Annotated in this window: 17 protein-coding genes; 9 read left to right on the top strand and 8 right to left on the bottom strand. The window is 59.2% G+C overall.

All coding sequences use genetic code 11. From position 1 onward, the window contains the following. Window positions 1-182 precede the first annotated feature (182 nt). Window positions 183-1445 (top strand): O-acetylhomoserine aminocarboxypropyltransferase/cysteine synthase family protein, encoded by a 1263-nt coding sequence (locus F8N36_RS01610; RefSeq protein ID WP_291331002.1) that lies wholly within the window; start codon window positions 183-185, stop codon window positions 1443-1445. 229 nt (window positions 1446-1674) lie between these two features. On the opposite strand, the gene F8N36_RS01605 is transcribed toward F8N36_RS01610, so the two are convergent. The 3 genes from F8N36_RS01605 to greA form a co-directional block, all read right to left on the bottom strand. Continuing rightward, entirely contained in the window at window positions 1675-2502 is an 828-nt protein-coding gene (locus F8N36_RS01605; protein ID WP_291331001.1) for a D-alanyl-D-alanine carboxypeptidase family protein, read from the bottom strand. A gap of 100 nt (window positions 2503-2602) precedes the next feature. Continuing rightward, window positions 2603-3709, bottom strand: coding sequence for an AI-2E family transporter (locus F8N36_RS01600; RefSeq protein ID WP_291331000.1), 1107 nt, complete (start codon window positions 3707-3709; stop codon window positions 2603-2605). A 364-nt stretch (window positions 3710-4073) separates the two neighbouring features. Then, window positions 4074-4562 carry a transcription elongation factor GreA gene (gene greA / locus F8N36_RS01595; RefSeq protein WP_291330999.1) on the bottom strand — a complete coding sequence of 163 codons (489 nt, stop codon included), beginning with the start codon at window positions 4560-4562 and terminating at the stop codon, window positions 4074-4076. A 397-nt stretch (window positions 4563-4959) separates the two neighbouring features. Between greA and F8N36_RS01590 the strand changes: the two genes are divergently transcribed. After that, window positions 4960-6519: a lysylphosphatidylglycerol synthetase family protein gene (locus tag F8N36_RS01590; RefSeq protein WP_291330998.1), complete on the top strand. Its 1560-nt coding sequence runs from the start codon at window positions 4960-4962 to the stop codon at window positions 6517-6519. Window positions 6520-6639: 120 nt separating this feature from the next. Here F8N36_RS01590 and F8N36_RS01585 read toward each other — a convergent pair whose 3' ends face one another. The 5 genes from F8N36_RS01585 to pyrR form a co-directional block, all read right to left on the bottom strand. Continuing rightward, window positions 6640-7542 carry an NAD(P)H-hydrate dehydratase gene (locus F8N36_RS01585; protein WP_291330997.1) on the bottom strand — a complete coding sequence of 301 codons (903 nt, stop codon included), beginning with the start codon at window positions 7540-7542 and terminating at the stop codon, window positions 6640-6642. Then, window positions 7530-8144, bottom strand: a complete 615-nt coding sequence (locus F8N36_RS01580) for a DUF3343 domain-containing protein (RefSeq protein WP_291330996.1) — start codon at window positions 8142-8144, stop codon at window positions 7530-7532. The genes F8N36_RS01585 and F8N36_RS01580 overlap by 13 nt, the downstream gene beginning before the upstream one ends. A 148-nt stretch (window positions 8145-8292) precedes the next feature. Next, on the bottom strand, window positions 8293-8511 hold the full coding sequence (locus F8N36_RS01575) for a sulfurtransferase TusA family protein (protein ID WP_291330995.1): 219 nt from the start codon (window positions 8509-8511) through the stop codon (window positions 8293-8295). Then, entirely contained in the window at window positions 8511-9605 is a 1095-nt protein-coding gene (yedE, locus tag F8N36_RS01570; RefSeq protein WP_291330994.1) for a YedE family putative selenium transporter, read from the bottom strand. Before yedE ends, F8N36_RS01575 begins: the two co-directional genes overlap by 1 nt. Before the next feature lie 314 nt (window positions 9606-9919). After that, window positions 9920-10456: a bifunctional pyr operon transcriptional regulator/uracil phosphoribosyltransferase PyrR gene (pyrR, locus tag F8N36_RS01565; RefSeq protein ID WP_291330993.1), complete on the bottom strand. Its 537-nt coding sequence runs from the start codon at window positions 10454-10456 to the stop codon at window positions 9920-9922. A gap of 125 nt (window positions 10457-10581) precedes the next feature. Here pyrR and F8N36_RS01560 point away from each other — a divergent pair, with 125 nt between their 5' ends. The 7 genes from F8N36_RS01560 (at window position 10582) to F8N36_RS01530 (ending at window position 19124) form a co-directional block, all read left to right on the top strand. Next, window positions 10582-10908, top strand: coding sequence for an IscA/HesB family protein (locus tag F8N36_RS01560; protein WP_291330992.1), 327 nt, complete (start codon window positions 10582-10584; stop codon window positions 10906-10908). A 99-nt stretch (window positions 10909-11007) separates the two neighbouring features. Beyond that, window positions 11008-11325 carry an IscA/HesB family protein gene (locus F8N36_RS01555; RefSeq protein WP_291330991.1) on the top strand — a complete coding sequence of 106 codons (318 nt, stop codon included), beginning with the start codon at window positions 11008-11010 and terminating at the stop codon, window positions 11323-11325. 134 nt (window positions 11326-11459) lie between these two features. After that, the gene (mfd, locus tag F8N36_RS01550; RefSeq protein ID WP_291330990.1) at window positions 11460-14903 is read left to right on the top strand and encodes a transcription-repair coupling factor; all 3444 of its coding nucleotides are present in this window, start codon (window positions 11460-11462) and stop codon (window positions 14901-14903) included. A gap of 74 nt (window positions 14904-14977) precedes the next feature. Continuing rightward, window positions 14978-16204 (top strand): peptidylprolyl isomerase, encoded by a 1227-nt coding sequence (locus F8N36_RS01545; protein WP_291330989.1) that lies wholly within the window; start codon window positions 14978-14980, stop codon window positions 16202-16204. A 116-nt stretch (window positions 16205-16320) separates the two neighbouring features. Beyond that, complete coding sequence (locus F8N36_RS01540; protein WP_291331385.1) at window positions 16321-17271, top strand: SurA N-terminal domain-containing protein; 951 nt, start codon at window positions 16321-16323, stop codon at window positions 17269-17271. Between the two features lie 81 nt (window positions 17272-17352). Continuing rightward, a complete protein-coding gene (locus F8N36_RS01535) occupies window positions 17353-18375 on the top strand; it encodes a helix-turn-helix domain-containing protein (RefSeq protein ID WP_291330988.1) in 1023 nt (340 codons plus the stop codon). After that, on the top strand, window positions 18372-19124 hold the full coding sequence (locus F8N36_RS01530; protein WP_291330987.1) for a DNA repair protein RecO C-terminal domain-containing protein: 753 nt from the start codon (window positions 18372-18374) through the stop codon (window positions 19122-19124). Before F8N36_RS01535 ends, F8N36_RS01530 begins: the two co-directional genes overlap by 4 nt. The last annotated feature ends 104 nt before the right edge of the window (window positions 19125-19228 follow it).

Genomic DNA, 19228 nt, shown 5'->3' with positions numbered 1-19228 from the left:
TTCTAGTTGCAAACGGTCAATAGGAAGGAACTTTTTTTGCTCTCTCTTCATCAGCCGTATAGGGGGCTTGCGTGCACAATCAAGGTGGTTGCCTAGCCCGATGGCTTGAGCTACGGTGCGTGGTGCGCGGCGTATAGCCAGTAAGCGCGGCATTTTCCACCACCAGCACAGCAGAGGACGGCATGAAAACGGAATCTCTTTGTCTGCACGCGGGCTACGAACCGGCCAATGGTGAGCCCCGGGTTTTGCCCATAGTGCAGAGTACCACCTTCAAATATTCCACCACCGCCGAAGTGGCGAAACTTTTTGACCTTGCCGAGGCTGGTTTTTTTTATTCCCGCCTGGGCAACCCCACGGTGGATGCCGTGGAACAAAAAATTACCGCGCTTGAAGGCGGCGTTGGCGCGCTGTGCACTTCTTCTGGTCAGGCCGCAAGCATGCTTTCGCTGCTCAACGTGGCCCAGAGCGGCGACCATGTGGTCAGTGCCGCCAGTATTTACGGCGGCACATTCAACCTGTTTGCCGTTACGCTCAAGAAATTGGGTATCGAAGTTACCTTTGTGGATCAGGGCGCTTCAGAGGCAGAGCTTGAAAAGGCCTTTCGCTCCAACACCCGCGCCGTGTTCGGCGAAACGCTCTCCAACCCCTCCATGGACGTGCTGGATATCGAGCGTTTTGCCAATCTGGCCCATCGCCACAGGCTGCCCCTGATCATCGACAATACCTTTGCCACCCCTGTGCTGTGCCGTCCTTTTGAATTTGGGGCCGACATTGTGGTGCATTCCACCACCAAGTACATGGACGGTCACGCCCTCCAGGTGGGCGGTGTTATCGTGGACAGCGGCAACTTTGACTGGGCTTCCGGCAAGTTTCCCGAATTTACCGAGCCCGATCCTTCCTACCACGGGCTGGTGTACGCCGAAGCCTTTGGCAAGGCTGCCTATATCGTCAAGGCCCGCGTGCAGCTCATGCGCGACATGGGCTGCTGCCAGAGTGCCCAAGGGGCGTTCTACATCAACCAGGGCCTCGAAACCCTGCCCCTGCGTATGGAACGCCACTGCCGCAATGCAGAAACCGTGGCGGAATTTCTTGCAAAGCACCCTGCGGTGGAATCCGTCAACTATCCCCGTCTGCCCGGGCATCCGCAAAAAACCCTGGCCGACAAATACCTGCCCAAGGGTTGCAGCGGCGTTATCTCCCTCTCCCTCAAGGGCGGGCGAGAAGCTGGCGCGCGCTTTATCGACAGCCTCAAAATGATTTCGCTCCAGGTGCACGTTGCCGACATACGCACCTGCGTACTGCATCCCGCAAGCTCAACCCATCGCCAGCTGACCGACGAGCAGCTGCGCGAAGCCGGTATCACCCCCGGCATGGTACGCCTCTCTGTGGGTGTTGAGCATGTGGACGATATTATTGCCGATCTTGATCAGGCGCTTGCGCGCTAAGGTCTTTTAGGCCGCTGACTGCGTCAGGCGGGCTCTCTGTTTGGGGCACGCACGTCTTTGTGTGTTTCCTGCGCAGAAAGCCCGCCTTCTATATAATGACCGTCTGCCCTGTGCTCAAAAAAAAATGCGCCTCAGTGGCGTTCAAAAAACAAAAAGGTTGTGGAAAGCGGCCAGATATCCGGCCAGTTTTCCACAACCTTTAGCAATTTAAAAATTTCGTTACATTAATTTAGCGTCGGTAGCCCATGCTGCGACGAATTTTTTTTGGGTCGCCACCGCCGTCAAACCCGGCCTCGATAAGCCGTTCTGCCATGGCATCGCGCGCGTTGCGGCTTGTGCCCCCCATGACAACGGCAATAAGCCGAGTTCCGCCTCGTTGGGCAGTAACAATCAGGTTATAGCCAGAGGCCACGGTCCAACCTGTCTTAAGGCCGTTGACCCCTCGCACAGAACCCAGCAGTGAATTGGTGTTGGACATCTGCCTGGTGCGGTGTGTGAATACGCGGGTACTGTGAAAAGTTTGTGCGCCGGGGTGGGAGCGCAGGTAGGTACGTGTAAGCGTGGCCATGTCGCGCGGGGTTGTGCGTTGTCCGGCGGCGGGCAAGCCTGTGGGATTTTTGAATTCAGTGCGTTTGAGGCCAAGGCTGTTGGCCTTCTGGTTCATGGCGCGTACAAACTGCCGTTCGTTACCCCCCACACGCAGTGCCAGGGCTGTGATGGCGTCGTTGCCCGATGCTACGGCAGCGCCGGTGAGCAGTTGACGCACCGCCACGCGCTCGCCGTTGCGCAGGTGCATGGATGAACCACCCACCTTCGACGCAGCGGGAGTAATGCGGATTTTTTCGTCCAGGGTCAGACGCTTGGCGCTTACTGCGTCCATGACAAGAAACATGGACATGACCTTGGTCAGCGAAGCGGGCGGGATGGACATGTCGGCATTTTTTTCAAACAGAACCTTGCCGGTGTCCATGTTAATCAGGATGGCGGCCCGCGTGCCCCTTGCAGCCTGGACAGCCGGGGCTCCTGCCAGAAGGGTAATGCATATGGCGCAGATCATTGCGCAGAAGACGCCCAGACGTCTTGGTGCACTGCCCGCCGAAAAAAGGAGGGGAGCCCTGAAAACAAACCTGCCAGCGCCGTTGGGTATGCGTGCTAACTTATACATTGTGCCTATAAGTGCAGTTGCCTTCTTCCACAGCCTGAATGGCAAAGGCCAGCAGTACAGGCCCAGCAATCAGGCCCACAGGTCCAAAGCTGGCCATGCCGCAAAGAATGGCGATTATCAGTACAAAGAACGGTGCCTTGATGCCCTGCTGCAAAAAGAGCGGGCGCAGTACGTTATCCACACCGGCCACAACCACAACGCCCCACAGTGCCAGCCCCACGGCAGCCATGCCCTTGCCCGTGAACCAGAGCGAAAGGCAGAGCGGAACCCACACAATGGCTGTGCCAATAACAGGAATGGGGGCAACCAGCGTAGCCAGCAGGCCCCAGAACGCGGGCTGCCGTACTCCAGCCACCGCAAAGGCTATGCCGCACAAAATGCCCTGTGCCGCTGCCACTAATATAATGCCCAGCAGAATGCCGCGCAGGGCCCTGTGAATTGCCGTGGTAAAGCGGGCCAGCATGGACTGGGGTATGTGGAATATCCGGCCAGAAATCTTGCGGATATGGCGGGCATAGCTGGTAAAAATAACCGTGAGCGTAAAAAACAGAAAGCCTGTCCACAGCACAGTCATGGTTCCACCAAGAAAATCCATGCTTCTGCTGAGCAACAGGCTCATTGCATCGCCAAAAAATGCGTCCAGCTTTTGCAGAAAGTCGCTGACCATTTTTTCCATGCGGGGGTATTCAGCCAGGCTCATACGCCACTGCTGTATGTTTGCCACCCATTCCGGGGGCAACTGAAAGTTGTTGGCCTGCAGTTCGCGCAGACGCTCAAAGCCAGCTGCGGCTTGCGGCGTGACCAGCAGGGCCAGGGTGGCGATGGGAATAAGAATGGTAAAAAGAAGTGTGGCTATGTATGTATAAAGTGGCAGGCTGCTTGAAAGGGCTACTCTGAACTTGCGCCAGCGAACCTGGCCAGCGGTGGTTTCGAGCCGTTTACGCCACAGGCGTCCTTTTTTTTGCAGCCCCCGGTAGAGCGGCAGCGAAAGGCAAGAAAGGCAGGCGGCCATGAATATGGTTACCGGATTGGGCCAGAGCAGCAGATAGAGTGCGAGCGCAGCCAGGATGTAAAGCAGACGCGGCAGCGTTAGAGTCATAGCAGGCCTTGGGTTGTGTCGGCGATGAAATCAGATAGCGCCGGAACATGGAAACGCGAAAGGATAGCAAACGCGGGCAGGGTCTGCCAAGAGGCTCAAGAGCACAAATGCGCCCGGCAGAAGATTTGCAGCCCCCGATTGCTGGCGCGGTGCGCAGATTCCATGAAACAGGCAGGCAAAAACCGGTATGGCGCCTTGAACGGCGCGCTCCGCTACCCTGCGGTTGTGCAGGGAGGCCAGAGCGCGCCATTTGGTGCACTGCGGTACTGTTTGCGCGTTGCCGCGCCACGGAAAAATAAGGGGGTGCGCCGTCCGCGAACCCGCAGGGGGGCGGAACCGGCAGGGGCAGGAGCGGAGCCCTGCCCTAGTTCAGCACATTGCTGCCCTTGAAGCTGATGCCGGTCACTTCGTAGGTAACGCGGCCGCGCGGAATATCCACGGTAACTTCGTCGCCCACTTCGCGGCCAAGCAGGGCCTGACCCACGGGCGAAAGAAACGAAATGGAGCCCTTGGCGGGATCGGCCTCGTCGGGCCCAAGAATGGTGAAGGAGCGTGCTTCGCCGCTGTCCACGTCTTCCACTTCAACCGTGGAGCCAAAGATGACCTTGTCGCCCTTCAGGGTGTCGAGATCAACCACCTGATAAAGCGCCATGCGCGATTCAATGTATTTGATGCGGGCTTCAGCCATGCCCTGGCGTTCGCGTGCGGCGTCGTAACCGGCGTTTTCGCGCAGGTCGCCTTCTTCACGGGCTTCCTTGATGGCCTGGATGATGGCGGGCCGTTCGCTCTTCAGGCGGGCCAGTTCGTCTTCCAGCTTCTTGTAGCCTTGCACGGAAATGGGGATGCTTGTCATGGTTGCCATAATCTGACCTCACAAACGAAAAAAAAGCGCCGCTGCCCAGGCAGCGGAGCAAGCAAATGGGGGTATTTTTCCGAAAAAACGGCTGTACGGGCCGCAGTGAACTGAATGCGAACTCCGGCGGTGAATCCGGCAATGATCCGTAACAGCAAATGCACCCTAACCACTGCACACGAAACGGTCAAGCCCCGAGGTCTGCGGGGTGGAGAGAGCGCCGGGCTGTCATACAGATGCTGTCGATTGTCATGATGTTGAGGCTTGCGCGGTGGTGCACCAGCGTATATGTTGGAGTTGCGACCTGCACGCGGGCAGCCTGTGGAGTACTGGAATGTCGATCAGGAGCGTGCGGTTTGAGCATCACAACAAACACCTGCATGAACAACGGCAGACTATGAAAAAATATTTGCGTTATCTTGGAACCGTGCTGATCACGGCGGTGTTTCTTCTTGCCATATATCTTTTGTACCATAAGCTTAAAAGTTACAGTCTTGCCCAGATACGTGAAAGCATAAGCCAGATTTCACATGGGCGTATTCTTTTTTCAATGCTGCTCATGGTAATCAACTATATGATTCTTGTGGGCTACGACTGGCTGGCACTCAAGGCCATTCATAAAGATCTTCCCTTGCCCCGCGTGGGGCTCGTTTCGTTTGTGGGGCAGGCTGTTAGCTACAACTTTGGTGCCCTGCTGGGCGGCACAAGCGTGCGCTACCGTTTTTATTCGGCCTGGGGCTTCTCGCTGGTAGAGATTGTGCGGCTGGTGCTCATGCTGGCCGTTACCTTCTGGGTGGGCGCGCTCGGTCTGTGCGGACTTATCTTTATTGTCAGCCCGCCCACCATTCCCGATGATCTGCTGGCAAAGATGCCCCTTACCGACGTGCGTCTTCTTGGCGTTGTGCTGCTTCTCATTGCCTGCTCGTACCTGATTCTGTGCTGTACGGTGCGCAAGCCCGTGCATCTTTTCGGCAAGGAATTTGTTTTTCCGCCGCCGCACATTGCCTTTGCCCAGGCCATAGTGGCCGGAGTGGACATTATCGCTGCTGCTGGCTGCATGTATGTGCTGCTGCCCGGCGACATGGGCATTGGCTTTCTCGATTTTCTGCCCAGCTACCTCATGGCCCAGGTGGCTGTGGTGCTCACCCATATTCCCGGTGGTGTGGGTGTTTTTGAGCTGGTCATTCTGCATCTTACCCACACCACGCAGGCGCAGGCCGTTTTTGCTGCGGTGCTGCTGTTCCGCATCATTTACTTTATCATACCGCTGCTGGCCGCCGCCGCGCTGCTGGCCGTGTATGAGGTGCGCCAGCGCAGCGACATGCTGCGCGAAACCGGGCGCTGGCTTTCGGTGCTTTCTCACTCCATTTCCGCCTACATGGCTTTTGCCGCTGGCGTAATACTGCTGGTGTGCGCCATGCTGCCGCCAGGCAAGCACATGCTGCACGCCCTGCGCAGCATGATTCCTTACGAGGCGCTTGCCATCGGGCATTTTATCACGGCCATTTCGGGCGCAACCCTGCTGTTTGTTTCCTACGGGCTTGAGCGCCGCCAGTCGCGGGCCTTTCTGCTTGCTGTAATGTGTCTGGGGTTGGGGATCGTGGGTGCGCTGCTCAACGGGTTTTCGTGGATTACGGCCAGCATGGTCAGCGTTGTACTGCTGGCCGTGTGCTTTGCGCGCAGGCGTTTTTACCGCTCTTCCTTTTTCTGGGAAGAGCCCATTCCCGGCTACTGGCTGTTTGGCGCGCTGGGTGTGCTGGCCATGGCGGGTTTTATCGCCTGGGCTCTGTACCATCCCTCGTGGAACAAGGCCGCTGCCTGGGGATTTGACCGCCCGCATATGGCAGCACAGACCCTGTTTGACTTTTTGGGTATCGCAGTGGGTCTGGCGCTTTCATGGGTATGGCGCGTTACCCTGCGCTTACGGGCCCGCAGAAAGAAAGCTGCCCTTCAATAGATGCGCGAGAGGGGCATGGGCCTTTGCCGCAATCTGACAGGTACAAATGACAATGCGGCCTTCCGTTGACTACGGAGGGCCGCACTGTTTTGGCGTGTCTGTTGAAGCAGGGTGAATCATTTATGTGGAAGCCTGACAAAGGCTGGGCGGCCACTCCGGGCGGGCTGCGTCCAGAGCTTCGGGCAGCTTTTCAATGAGTTCGCCAATCTGTGTGCCGGGATTGGGCGCGCAGTGCCGCGCCAGCAAACGTGCCATGCGGGCTGCGGCCATGCAGGACTCGCCCATGGGGGCCCCTGCGCACAAAAAAGCCGTTGCCAGCCCGGTTACCAGATCTCCCGTGCCGCCAATGCATTCCATGCTGGCAACAGAGGGTGCGTCAACGGTTTCCACAATCCGGCCATCCAGCACAATAGAGTCTTTTGATCCCTTTATTATCATGTTTTTCGGGCAGTTGCCGTGGTCAAGGGCGCGCTGCAAAAGTGGCCGCACGTCGTCCTCGCGCGCCAGAAGAAAACCCCTCGTATAAAACGGATGCGGGGCTTTTTCGTCTGCCAGAAAGGCCAGCTCGCCCAGATCAGGGGTAAACAGGTCGTAGGCGTCGGCATAGCCGCTCATTTTTGCCACATACATAAAGCCCGCGTCTGCCACCATGACAGGGCGCGCGGCAAGGGCCTGCACGGCCATGAGCACGCGGTTGTGCCAGTCCATATCTGGAAAAAGATAGTGGAAGGTCAGACCGCTGGGGGCGATGTGCTCAAGGTTTTGCTCCAGCCACGCATAGATGTCGCGGCTGCCAGCACCGGAGCCGGGGTCGCCCGCCAGCAGAAGGCGGGGCGGGTCAACACCGAGCACCCCACAGGCCAGAATGGCCGTGGCCGCCAGTGCCGCAGTGCCGCGCTGCACAGGCACTGCCTGTCCGTCGGGCAGATGGAGCAGGCCATGTCCCACAGTGCTTTGCCCGTCAAGCCCGGCAGGGCAGAGCGCAAAGTCGGCGTCAGGCAGGGTCCCCGCTATGCACCACATGCCACTTGCCTCCGCAGTTCCTCAAAGGCCTTTTGCAGGCTGTAGCAACACAGCGTCTGGCCCATGCTCAGCGGTTCAGGGGCTTCATCAAGCCGCAGACCGCACAGCTTGTGGGCCACCCACGGAACGTCGGGGCAGCCGCCGCCGGAAATGTTCACGATGCGTCCATCGGCAGAGTCGAGGGTGATTTTCATGTTGGCTGCGCGCACCATGATCCAGCGGTTGTCCAGATGCTTGATCTGATACAGTGACACCGGTTCCAGCAGCATGTCGTTGGCGCTCACAACCTGGCCTGGACGCAGCCCCTCCCGCTCCAGCGTTTCCATAACCAGTGCCTGGCGCACCAGCTCAAACACCACCACCATATCACAGCCCGTGCGCAGCTGCGGTGGCGGCCCCTTGACCTCAACTTCTAGTCCGGCAGCGCGCAGCAGTCGTTCGGCGCGGATAACCTCGCCAGTGTGGTCAAAAACCAGCAGGCCCCTGTCGTTGCAGCCGCGGTTTTCCGGGTTGCGCCTGTCCGGGCTGGCGGAAACAAAAATGCCAAGCAGTTTTTGGGTAAGCCCGTGCAACAATCCGCCCTGTGGTTGGCTATGCGTCATCAATACTCCAGAATCCGCTGGTCCGCCTTGCGCGTCTGCGGGCAGGGGGGTAAACGTGTGCTGCTCTGCAGCGTGCACGGCTCGGCCTGATGGTGCAGGGGCGCGGGCATTGCTGCACACCCGCGCCCCTTGCCCATCACAATGGCTGTCAGGCCTTGGTGATGTCCAGACGCGTCACGCCTTCGTTTTCAGCTGTGGCGGCCACATCAAAGCCCCTGTTGCGGGCAGCGCGGCTGACATTTTCAAGGCTGGCATCATTATCAACAAGAACGCAGAAGGGCCCCTGATCGTCGCCCTTGACTGCGGTAAGAAACATGAGAACAGGCTGTGGGCAGGAAAGGCCCCTGGTGTCGATGGTGGTGGACATTACGCGCCTCTCTTGCAGTTGAAAAAGCCGATGCAAAGGCAGATGGCAAGCCCGGCAAGGGTGGCGACCATACCGTGAGGGCCAACGCCCGTGGGGCTGGAGGCCAGACCAAAGTTGTGCGCAACGGCGGTTCCCACAATAAGACCCACTGCAAAAACGGCGGCATCGTTGTCGCCCTCGCCAGCCATGAAGAGCTGACGGCCCGGGCAGCCCCCGGCCAGAGCAAAGGCCAGACCGGCGGTGGCCATGCCAAGAAAGTTCCACAGGTTGTCGGGCTGGGCGATGGGCTGGTTTTCAAAACCGGGCTTGAAGGTGCCAAAGTACAGGTTCAGCGCAAGGGCTGCGCCCAGCATGGCCAGAAAACCAAGGGCCAGATGCCATTGTCTGAACAGCAGTACGTCGCGCAGCGCGCCCATGGTGCAAAAACGGCTGCGCTGGGCCAGAAAGCCCACAATCAGGCCCACGCCGATGGAAAGGAGAAAGGGTGCGTGCTGTGAGCCAGGCCCTTTGACAGAATAGAACAGTACGCCGCTCTGCGGCTGTTCGGCCACCTGCGGATTGAGCAGATAGAGCGCCACAAGGGAGAGCATGATGCCGGGCAGCACAAGGCCCGAAATCTTGCTCTGCCCCTGGCTGCGACCCAGTGAAAAACCCATGCGGAAAAAGACCGTGCCAATGCCCACGCCGCAGATGAGGCCCGCAAGCCCAAACAGGGCAAAGGCGTCGCCACCGGCCAGCCGTAGAATCACACGCCAGGGGCAGCCCAGAAAGACCAGCGCGCCGATACCGGCAATACCGCCAAGCAAAAAGCGGGTAATTGGGGCCGAGCCGCCGCGCGGTTTGTACTCGCCAAAGGCCAGCGCCGCTCCAAAGGCTCCAAGCACCATGCCCATGATCTCTGGCCGCAGATACTGTACGACAGCAGCGCGGTGAAAGCCCAGCGCACCAGCGATATCGCGGTTGAAACAGACCACGCATATGCCCATGTTGCCGGGGTTGCCCGACTGCTGCAGCAGCACGGCAAGCACGCCGAAAACAAGCCCGGTGGCAACTATGCCCGTTGTGGTGGCGAAAAAGTTGAAGCCTGGTTTCATGAAATCCTCCTTTTTGGGCCACAGGCCCGTTACGAAGCCGAAGGGGAACCGGCAACGCGAACGGAGGATTGGGCTTATCGGCCGCGCAAGGCAAAGAAACCATGCGCCAGACACAAACCGGACCGCCATTCGCGTAAGCTCCACAACGTGGAGCTCATTGCTGTGCGTCAGGTTTTGCGTTTGGGCATGGTTTCCTCTGCTCTTATGTCTTGCGCCTATGGGCGGTGTATACGTCTGGTAGCTGTGTGTTCTTATCCTGCCTGCAAGTTTGATACAAGGCCGTGAGGCCGGTTTGTTCGTCGGTAACGGGAGTGTCAGGAAGCGGTGGTGAGGCTTACGCTGTCTTCGCCATCGCGTTCGGCCAGCATTACGTCTACATGTTCCTGTTTGCTTGTGTTGATGGTTCTGCCCACGTAGTCCGCGTGAATGGGCAGCTCGCGGTGCCCCCGGTCGATAAGGGTCAGCAGTTCAACACAGCGGGGGCGGCCATAGTCGAGCAGGGCCTCGAGAGCGGCGCGGATTGTGCGGCCCGTGTAGAGCACATCGTCAACCAGAATGATGACCTTTTCGTCAACGCTTTCGGTGATGTGCGACTGGCCTATGCTGGGTTTGCCCACAAGGCTGGTCCAGTCATCGCGGTACAGGTTGATGTCGAGCGTGCCCAGGGGCACGGTGCGTTCAAGGCGGGACTGCAGCAGGGCGGCAAGGCGGCGGGCAAGGTCTGCACCGCGTCGTTCAATGCCCACAAGCATCACTTCTTCGCAGGCGGCGTGGCGTTCCAGTATTTGTGAGGCGAGGCGTTCAAGCACGCGCGCCATTTCGTCTTTTGCCAGTAACCGGGTCGTGGACATGATTCCTCCAGAGGTGGATATGCCTGCCATTCTAGCCGTTTTCGCGCTTAAAGAAAAGCCCTGCGGCAATTGACAAGCCCCACGCATGACCTTAGTTAGTAAAACACCCGAATCATGGAGGACGTATGATCGAATTGACCGACAGCGCCCGTAAGGAACTGGATTCGTTCTTTACCGGCAAGAAAAAGGAACCCATCCGGGTCTACATGACCGCAGGTTGAGGCGGCCCGCGCCTTGCCCTGGCTCTGGATGAGCCTAACGAACAGGATCAAACCGAGGAACAGGCCGGCTATACCTTCTGCATCAACAAAGATCTTCTTGGTGAAGTGCAGGGTGTAAAGATTGATTTAACCTACATGGGCTTTGCGGTTGAACCCGTAGTGCCCTTCGCTTCTGACGGCAACGGTGGTGGTTGCAGCAGCTGCTCAAGCGGCTGCGGCAGCAACGCCTAAGGCGGGATGGTCCCCGCTGGCCGGAAGAAGCTGGCCAGCCTGTTTTTCGTTACTCTACAATATATAAATATCGAGTTATCGAAAAACATCGGAGGAACCATGCTTGAACTGACCGAAAGCGCCCAGAAGGAACTGGCGGCCTTTTTTGAAGGTAAGGAAAAGAGCTCCATTCGCGTGTATCTCGCCCCTGGCGGTTGTAGCGGGCCTCACCTGGCCCTGGCACTTGATGCCGCCACGGACGAGGATATGAGCGAAGAACAGGGCGGGTTCACCTTCTGCATCAACAAGGAGCTTCTTGCCCAGGTTGAAGGCGTGAAGATTGACCTGACCTACTCTGGCTTCACTGTTGAGCCTACAGTTCCCCTGCCCCAGACGGGCGGTGGTTGCAGCGGCTGCTCCGGCGGCTGCGGACACTAGAAGCAAATAACTAGCGAACCGGGCGGCGGCCTTCTGCTGCTGCCCGGTTCGTCGTTTCATGGCCACACTTTCGTGGCCGTGTCGGGGGCGGCGCAGGCTGCCCCCGACACTGTTATATAACCCCCCACAGGTTCATGGACACTTTCGGCGCACTGCTCTCAAGCAACGACAGGCAGATATATCTGGAACGCAGCGGCATGGTCACGCGCTGCCGCCTTGCCTGTGAGGCTCTGGACAAAGGGCGCAGCGTGGCTCTCGTGGTTCGCACCCGCGAAGAATTCAACGCGGCCCGCGCTCTCGCCACTCTTTTTTCTCCCGAAATTTCACTGGCAGATCCTGCACTTGTGCGCCCGACATGGCAGCAGCCCTGCCTGGGCTTGCCAGCCCTGAGCCAGTGGCAGGACAAGCCTTCGTGGGCAGCCCGTCTGGCGGCACTGTATGCCCTGAGCCTTGGCAAGCCCCGTGTGCTTGTGGTCAGCATAGAGAGCCTGCTGCTGCGCTACATGCCAGTCAATTTTTTCCATTCCCGTACACTCGAGATAGGCAAGGGCAGCGACTACGCGCCAGAACTGCTGCTGGAGCAGGCAGTGGAGTGGGGCTACGAGCGTGTCACCATGGTCACGCGTCCCGGCGAAATGGCCCGGCGCGGCGATATTCTTGATCTGTACCCCGCTGGTTATGCTCGCCCCGTGCGGCTTGAATTTTTTGGTGATACGCTGGAAGAAATGCGGTTTTTTGATGCCGAAACCCAGCGTTCGCTTCAGGGCTGCGACGAGCTGACCCTGCTGCCGGTAAGCCCGCTGGCCTTTGACGCGCGCGACGCCGAGGCAACGCGCAAGCGCTTTGACCGTATGTTTGCCGAAGGCCGCATTGGCGAAAACGATTGTTATTCCTTCAAAAAGGCACTGGATGCCGGTGGGGCGGGGCTGTTGCCGGGCTGCGCCGTAGAAGCTCCAAGCCTGCTTGAAGACTGGCTGCCGCAGGATTGCCTGTGGCTTCTGCCCGGCGAGGCCGACAGCGCAGAGGCCCTGCGCGATGGTCGCCTTGCCCTCAAGGAAAGGCTGGAGATAGAAGACTCCCCCCTGCCGCAACCGGCCTCGCTGGCCCTGCGTAAAAGTTCGCAGCCCGCACCGTGGAACGCCTTTCAGCGAGTGTACGCCGAGCCCCTTGTCATGGGCGTGGAGGAGCGCGGCCTGGATTTTGCGGAAAGAACCCTGCATTCGTTCAGCGATCTTTTTCCGCTTTCTGGCGCGCAGGACCGCCCGTGGCAGCACCTTGCCGCCGCCCTCAAGGAATGGCACGGCGCTCGCAGGCAGGTGGTGCTGAGCTTTTCGTCAGCCAGAAGCCGCGCCAAATTTCTGAAGCTGGCCGAGCAGGACGGCATTGCTCCGGTCCAACGCTACGCGCCCGACCAGCGTGGTCTGTTCGCTCTTGTTTCGCCCTATCGTCAGGGCGCTGATCTGGCGTGGGACAATGCTCTGGTGCTGGGCGAAGACATTCTGTACCCCAAGGCCGAAAAGACGCCCCGCGTTTCTTCTCGCGTGTTCAAGGGGCTGGATTCCTTTGACGATCTCAAACCCGGCGATCTTATGGTGCACCGCGATTACGGCATTGGCCGTTTTGCGGGCCTGCACCACATGGATGTGAACGCCGTTGCCAACGACTTTCTGCTCATCGAATATTCCGGGCGCGACAAGCTCTATGTGCCTGCCGACCGCATGGGGCTTATCCAGCGGTTCAAGGGCTCGGAGGGTGTGGAACCCGCGCTTGACCGCCTTGGCGGCACGGGCTGGACATCGGGCAAGGAAAAGGCCCGCAAGGCCATTGAAAAAATCGCCGCCGACCTGGTGGAGATGTACGCCTACCGCAAGGTGACCAAGGGTTTTCGCTACGACCCGCCGGGTGAGCTGTACCACGAATTTGAAGCCACCTTTGGCTTTGAGGAAACCCCCGATCAGGCCAAGGCCATTCAGGACGTGCTGGACGACATGGACAAGTCGCAGCCCATGGACAGGCTTGTGTGTGGAGATGTGGGCTTTGGCAAGACAGAGGTTGCGCTGCGGGCGGCCTTTCGCGCGGCCTCCGAGGGGCGGCAGGTTGTTTTGCTCTGTCCCACCACGGTGCTGGCCGAGCAGCATTACCAGACCTTCCGCGCGCGTCTGGCGGGTTTTCCCGTCAATGTGGGGTTGCTCAGCCGTTTTGTGACGCGCCCCAGGCAAAAGGAAGTGCTCAAGGCGGCTGCCACCGGGCAGGTGGATATTCTCATCGGCACGCACCGCGTGCTTTCAAGCGACGTAAAGCTGCCCAACCTGGCCTTGCTCATACTGGATGAGGAACAGCGTTTTGGCGTGCGCCACAAGGAAAAGCTCAAGGCGCTCAAAAAGAACGTGGATGTGCTCACCCTCACGGCCACGCCCATTCCACGTACCTTGCAGCTCTCCATGTCGGGCATACGCGAGCTTTCCATTATCGAAACGGCTCCGCAGGACCGCAAGCCCGTGGCTTCGGCCGTGCTGCGCCGCGATGATTCTGTGCTGCGCAAGGTGCTTGAACGCGAGATAGAGCGCGAGGGGCAGGTATTCTGGGTTTACAACCGTGTGCAGGGGCTGGAGCGGGTGGCCGAATACGTGCGCACCCTCGTGCCTTCGGCCCGCGTGGGTATGGCCCACGGGCAGATGTCTGAAACCGAGCTGGAAGACACCATGCACAAATTCTGGCACGGCGAACTGGATGTGCTGGTGTGCACCTCCATCGTTGAATCCGGCCTGGACTTTCCCCGTGCCAACACCCTGGTGGTCGATCAGGCGCAGATGTTTGGCCTTGGTCAGCTCTACCAGTTGCGTGGCCGCGTGGGCCGTAGCGACAGGCAGGCATACGCCTTTTTTGTGGTGCCCGATGCCGAGCGCCTTACTTCCATTGCCGAGGAACGACTGCGCATCATCATGGATATGGACTATCTGGGCGCTGGCTTTCAAGTTGCCATGGAAGACCTGCGCCTGCGCGGCGCGGGCAATATCCTTGGCGAAGTGCAGTCGGGGCACATGTGCCGTGTGGGCCTTGATCTGTATCTTGAGATGCTCGAGGAGGCAGTGGGCCGCCTCAAAGGCACGCCCGAAGCCCATACCGTGGAAACGGAACTTACTTTGGGCTTGCCTGCGCATATTCCCGCATCGTACATTGAAGACGGGCGCGAGCGTTTGCGTTGCTACAAAACGCTTACCTCGGCCGCAGGTGGAGCCGCGTGCGAAGAAGCCGCACTGGGCATTCGCGACCGGTTTGGCCCCTTCCCCGAAGAACTGCGCAACTTCCTCGCCGTGCTGGACTTCAAGCAGTTCCTCACCGAACTGCAGGTGCAAAAGGCAGATGTGCATATCAACCACGTGCGTCTTGTGTGGCCCGACGGGCAGAACGCCGTGCAGCCAGAGCGCATCGTGGCGCTTACCGCATCCATGAAGGACGCGCGCATGCTGCCACCAGCCGGTCTGCACCTGCCCCTGCCCGCAGATGTGCCCTTTGCAGAGGGGCTGGACAAACTGCGCGCAGCCCTTGAGGGCATCAGGGTTACGCCCGGCGTGTAAGCGGTATTGCGGGCCAACCAGTTGTCCGGTCATGAAACTGTCATGAGTATATGGAAATTATGGTGAACCGATTCATGCAGCCCCTTGTTGCCCCTGCGCGTCAGATTGAAACCTTCGCACAGCCTTCGGTGGTGCGGCGTGCTGCGCGGCCTCTGTGTCTGGCGCTGGTCTGCTGCTGTTGCCTGCTGCTGACCGCCTGTTTCGAAGCCCGCCTGCCCGACGGCGTGGTGGCTATCGTCAACGGCGAACCCATCACACTGCGCAGGCTGCAAACCCTGCTCGACAGCCGTTCGCCCTCGCTGGGGGCCATGCGCACACCCTCGCTGGAAAACATGCGCCGTGAATACGGCGAGGCGCTGGGAACACTCATCATTTACGCTCTGGTGCGGCAAGACCTGCAGCGCCTGCAGATGGCCGTGAGCCCCGCAACGCTTGAAGCCGCCTTTAACGAGGTGAAGAACGACTACGGCGGCGGTGACGGGCTGGACAAGTACCTGACCGAGGAATCGCTTGACCCCGCCGAATGGCGCGCCTTGCTGCTCGACCATCTTTCCATGCTTGCCTTTGAGAAAAAGGTGCTGGCTTCGGGTATACGAATTTCGCTGCCGGAGCTGCGCGACTACTATCAGACCCACGAAGACGATTTTCAGATGCCCGAAACCCTGCGCGTGTGCCTTATTTCGGCAGAATCCCGCAAGGATGTGGAAGGCTTTTGCGCGGTTTTTCCCGGAGGCATGAGCGAAGCGCGCAAAAAAGTGCAGCTTCAGTGCCTGAACGTACGCGCTGGCGATCTGCCCCAAAGCTGGCAAAAGGCTGCAGGGGCCCTCAAGCCCGGCCAGTGCGCCACCCCACGGCAGGAAGAAGGCCTGTGGCGTGGGCTCGCCCTGATTGAAAAGCGTCCGCCCACCCAGATGAATCTGGCAGAAACCTACCCCCTTGTGGAAAACGTTCTGCGCGAGCAGAAAATGTCCGAGGCCTTTGAAAGCTGGCTGGAAAAAACGCTGGCCGCTTCAAAGATCAAGGTTGCCAAAGACATTGCACCAGACCTGCTGGCCGTGCCCCCGAACCGCGATGCGCGGCAGGGCGGCGAGGGGGCAGCCGCACCTGCCGCACCCGGCGGACAGGATGATGGAAAGGCCTTGCCCGTGCCGCACGACGAGGTGTACGAAGGCGATATTCCCGAGGGCGGTGCAGGAAACGGCACGGTTGAAAATCAGGGGCATGCCCCCGAAAACGGGGCCGTAAAAGCAGCCCCCGATCAGTCGCACAAAAGGGAAAACGGTTCCGCAAAAAGACGCTGACACAGGGCATTTATGTGTTCGGTGTCGTGTCATTTGCCGCGGCTGTGTGCTCGCATTGCATATTGCGATGGATTGGGATACAATTTTATAGATAAAGCGCGTGATTTTTTCGCGCAATCAGGGAGTATACTGTGAGAAAGACGCTTGTTTTTGCGCTGGTTATCTGTTTCATGACCGCCTTTGGCGCTCAGGCCGCCCAGATTAACAAGGTGGCAGCCGTGGTAAACGGTCAGGTTATCACCATGTTTGACCTGCAAAAAAATGCCGTACCCGATCTTATGCGGGCGCGCGTCAATCCCAACGATCCTGCCCAGGCTACCGCTGTTGACGCCATTTTGCGCAAGGCGCTGGACGGTATGATCATGGATATTCTGGTTGTTCAGGAAGCCAAGCGGCTCAAGGTTACCATCTCTCCTTCCGATGTGGACGCCGAAATTACCAAGATCATGAAGGGAAACAACCTCAACAAGCAGCAGTTTGAGGAAAAGCTGGCCCAGCAGAAAACCAGTGTTGCCGAACTGCGCAAAAATATTGAAAAAAGCCTGATCCGCCAGCGTGTCATGGCCATGGAAGTGGCCCGCCGCGTGGTGGTTACCCCCGAAGAAGTCAAGGCCTATTACGACTCGCACAAGGACACCATGTACGACCGCACTGGTCTGCACATGGCCCTGCTCGTGTACCATCCCAATGCAAACGCTGCTGCCCTTGCGGCGCAGATCAAGTCGGGCGCTGCCTCGTTTGAGGAGGTTACCCGCAAGTATTCCATCGCTCCCAACAAGGAAAACGGCGGCGATATGGGCCCTGTTGAGTGGGACAAGCTCAACCCCGAATGGGAAGCGCGCCTCTCCAAAATGAAGCCCGGGGAAGTGACCGACATCTTTGAACTGCAGGGCCGCAAGGCGCAGGTGCGCCTGTACCGCCCCGGTGGCGGCGAAATGAAGCTGCTCACCTTTGAGCAGGCCAAGCCCATGATTGACGGCATTCTGCGTCAGCCCAAGGCAATGGAACGTTTTGAGGATTATTCCAATCAGCTTCGCAGCAGGGCTGTTATCGACATTCGAATGTAGCGGGGCCGCCACGGGCGGTTCCGGGCTTTTTGCTGGCAACAGCCGCCCCCAGGGGCGGCAAGACCATTATCGAGGCTTTACATGACCTTAGTGGAATTGGGCGCTGCTTTGCGCGTTGAGCGCGAAAAGCGGGGTCTGGATATGGAAGACGCGGCCAACAAGCTGAAAATCAGCGCCCGTCTTCTGCGCGCTTTGGAGGAAGGGGACGAGCAGTCCTTGCCCCCTCTGGCGTACACCAAGGGGTTTATCCGCTCATACGCTTCATACGTGGGCCTTTCGACAGAAGAAGTCAGCGAGGCGCTCGGCGCGCTTGAAGCTGCGGCAGAGCCTGCGGCTCCGCAAAATGTATACGAACCCGAAATGGTCCTTACTCCGCGCCGCAATCTCAAGCCCATACTGGCCGGCGTGCTGATGGCGGGCATTGTGGCAGCCGTGTTCTTTGCCTGGCAGCAGGGCGCCTTGGACTTTCTGGGCAGGCAGACGCGCCGTCTGGCGCAGCCTGCGCCCATGCAAAGTGCAGAATCTGTTGATCCCGGCAATCTGGCTGGCCATTCCGCTCCTGCTGCTGCACCTGCGGCAAACCAGGCGTCTGGCCAAGCATCTGGTCAAGCGTCTGGCCAGTCCGCAGCGTCCGTAGCCGCCAAGCCTGCAGCGCCCGCTTCGGCTCCGGCTGCTCAGGCCAGTGCGGTTGCACCTGCTGCCAGTCAGCCCGCCAGCCAGACCACTGGTCAGCCTGCGCAACCCGCAGCCGGTTTGCCCCCCGTGCGTGGCACTGCGGCACCCGCTCCGACTGCTACGGCACCGGTTACTGCTCCCCAGGCCGCTCCGGCTCAGACCGGCGAAACGCAGCCAGGCTCGCAGCACAAGCTCATCATCACGGCCACAGAAGAGTGCTGGATTCACTCCAATGCGGATAAAACCGATACCCGTCAGTTTTCGTTGCGCAAGGGCGACACCTTTGCCCTTACTTTCAGCAAGAGTCTGGAGCTGAAGCTTGGCAATGCTGGTGGCGTGCGCCTGCGCTATGATGGCGAAGAGCTGCCCCAGCCAGGGCAGAGCGGTCAGGTACGCAACCTGACGTTTCCCCCAGCGGACAGGCAATGACCGAATGGGCAGATCACGCGTTGGTGCTGCGCATCGGGCACTTTCGCGAATCAGATCTGTGGCTGAAAATGCTTTGTCGCAAACACGGCCTGCTGACGTTGTTCGCCTTTGGCGGCAGCCGCAGCAGGCGTCGTTTTTGCGGCTGCCTCGATGTGCTCAACAGCCTGCACTGCCGGGTTAAAACATCGGGGCGCGGCGGTTTTCTCAATCTTGAGGAAGCCGTGCTGCTGGGCGGGCCGCAAAGCTTGCGGCGCAACTGGCGGCGCATGGGGCTGGCTGCCAACTGTCTGCGTTTTGTTGAGGCCCTTGGCGTAAACGACGAAGGCGCGGACGAGGCCTTTCAGTTGGTGGAGGATCTGCGCAAAACCCTTGAAGAAGCGGAAAACGTGCCTTCGTTGCTGCCGCTTTTTTTCAGACTGCGTTTTGCCGGGGTGCTGGGTTTTGCGCCCGACCTTGGCAAGTGCGGCATGTGCGGAACCGAGATAACAGGCCCTGCGCAGTTTGTGGTTGACGAAGCCCAGCTGCGTTGCCCCTCTTGCCGCGCCGAGGCGGGGCCAGCGCGTTACGGTGTGGAATTGGGCGGGGGCGGACTTGACCTTTTGCGCCATGTGCAGCAAGAATTTCCATCCGGCTGGCACGCCGAGGAACTGCCTGCGGCAGATCGGCGGGCCTGTGCCAAAGTAATCGACGGATTTGTGCAATATCACTTGGGCCTGTCGTGGGAAGGGGGATACTTTCGCCACGTTTGAGCGCGTATGCGCCATATATTTTCGGCTCAGGTTTTGGGATGGATCAGGGGCGGCGGTTTAAACAAATGCCGCGCGTATGCGTCTGAGAAAGGCTACGAACAAAG

This window comes from Desulfovibrio sp. (genome assembly GCF_009712225.1).
Classification (GTDB): Bacteria; Desulfobacterota; Desulfovibrionia; order Desulfovibrionales; family Desulfovibrionaceae; genus Desulfovibrio.
This window is presented reverse-complemented; position numbering and strand designations above follow the sequence as displayed.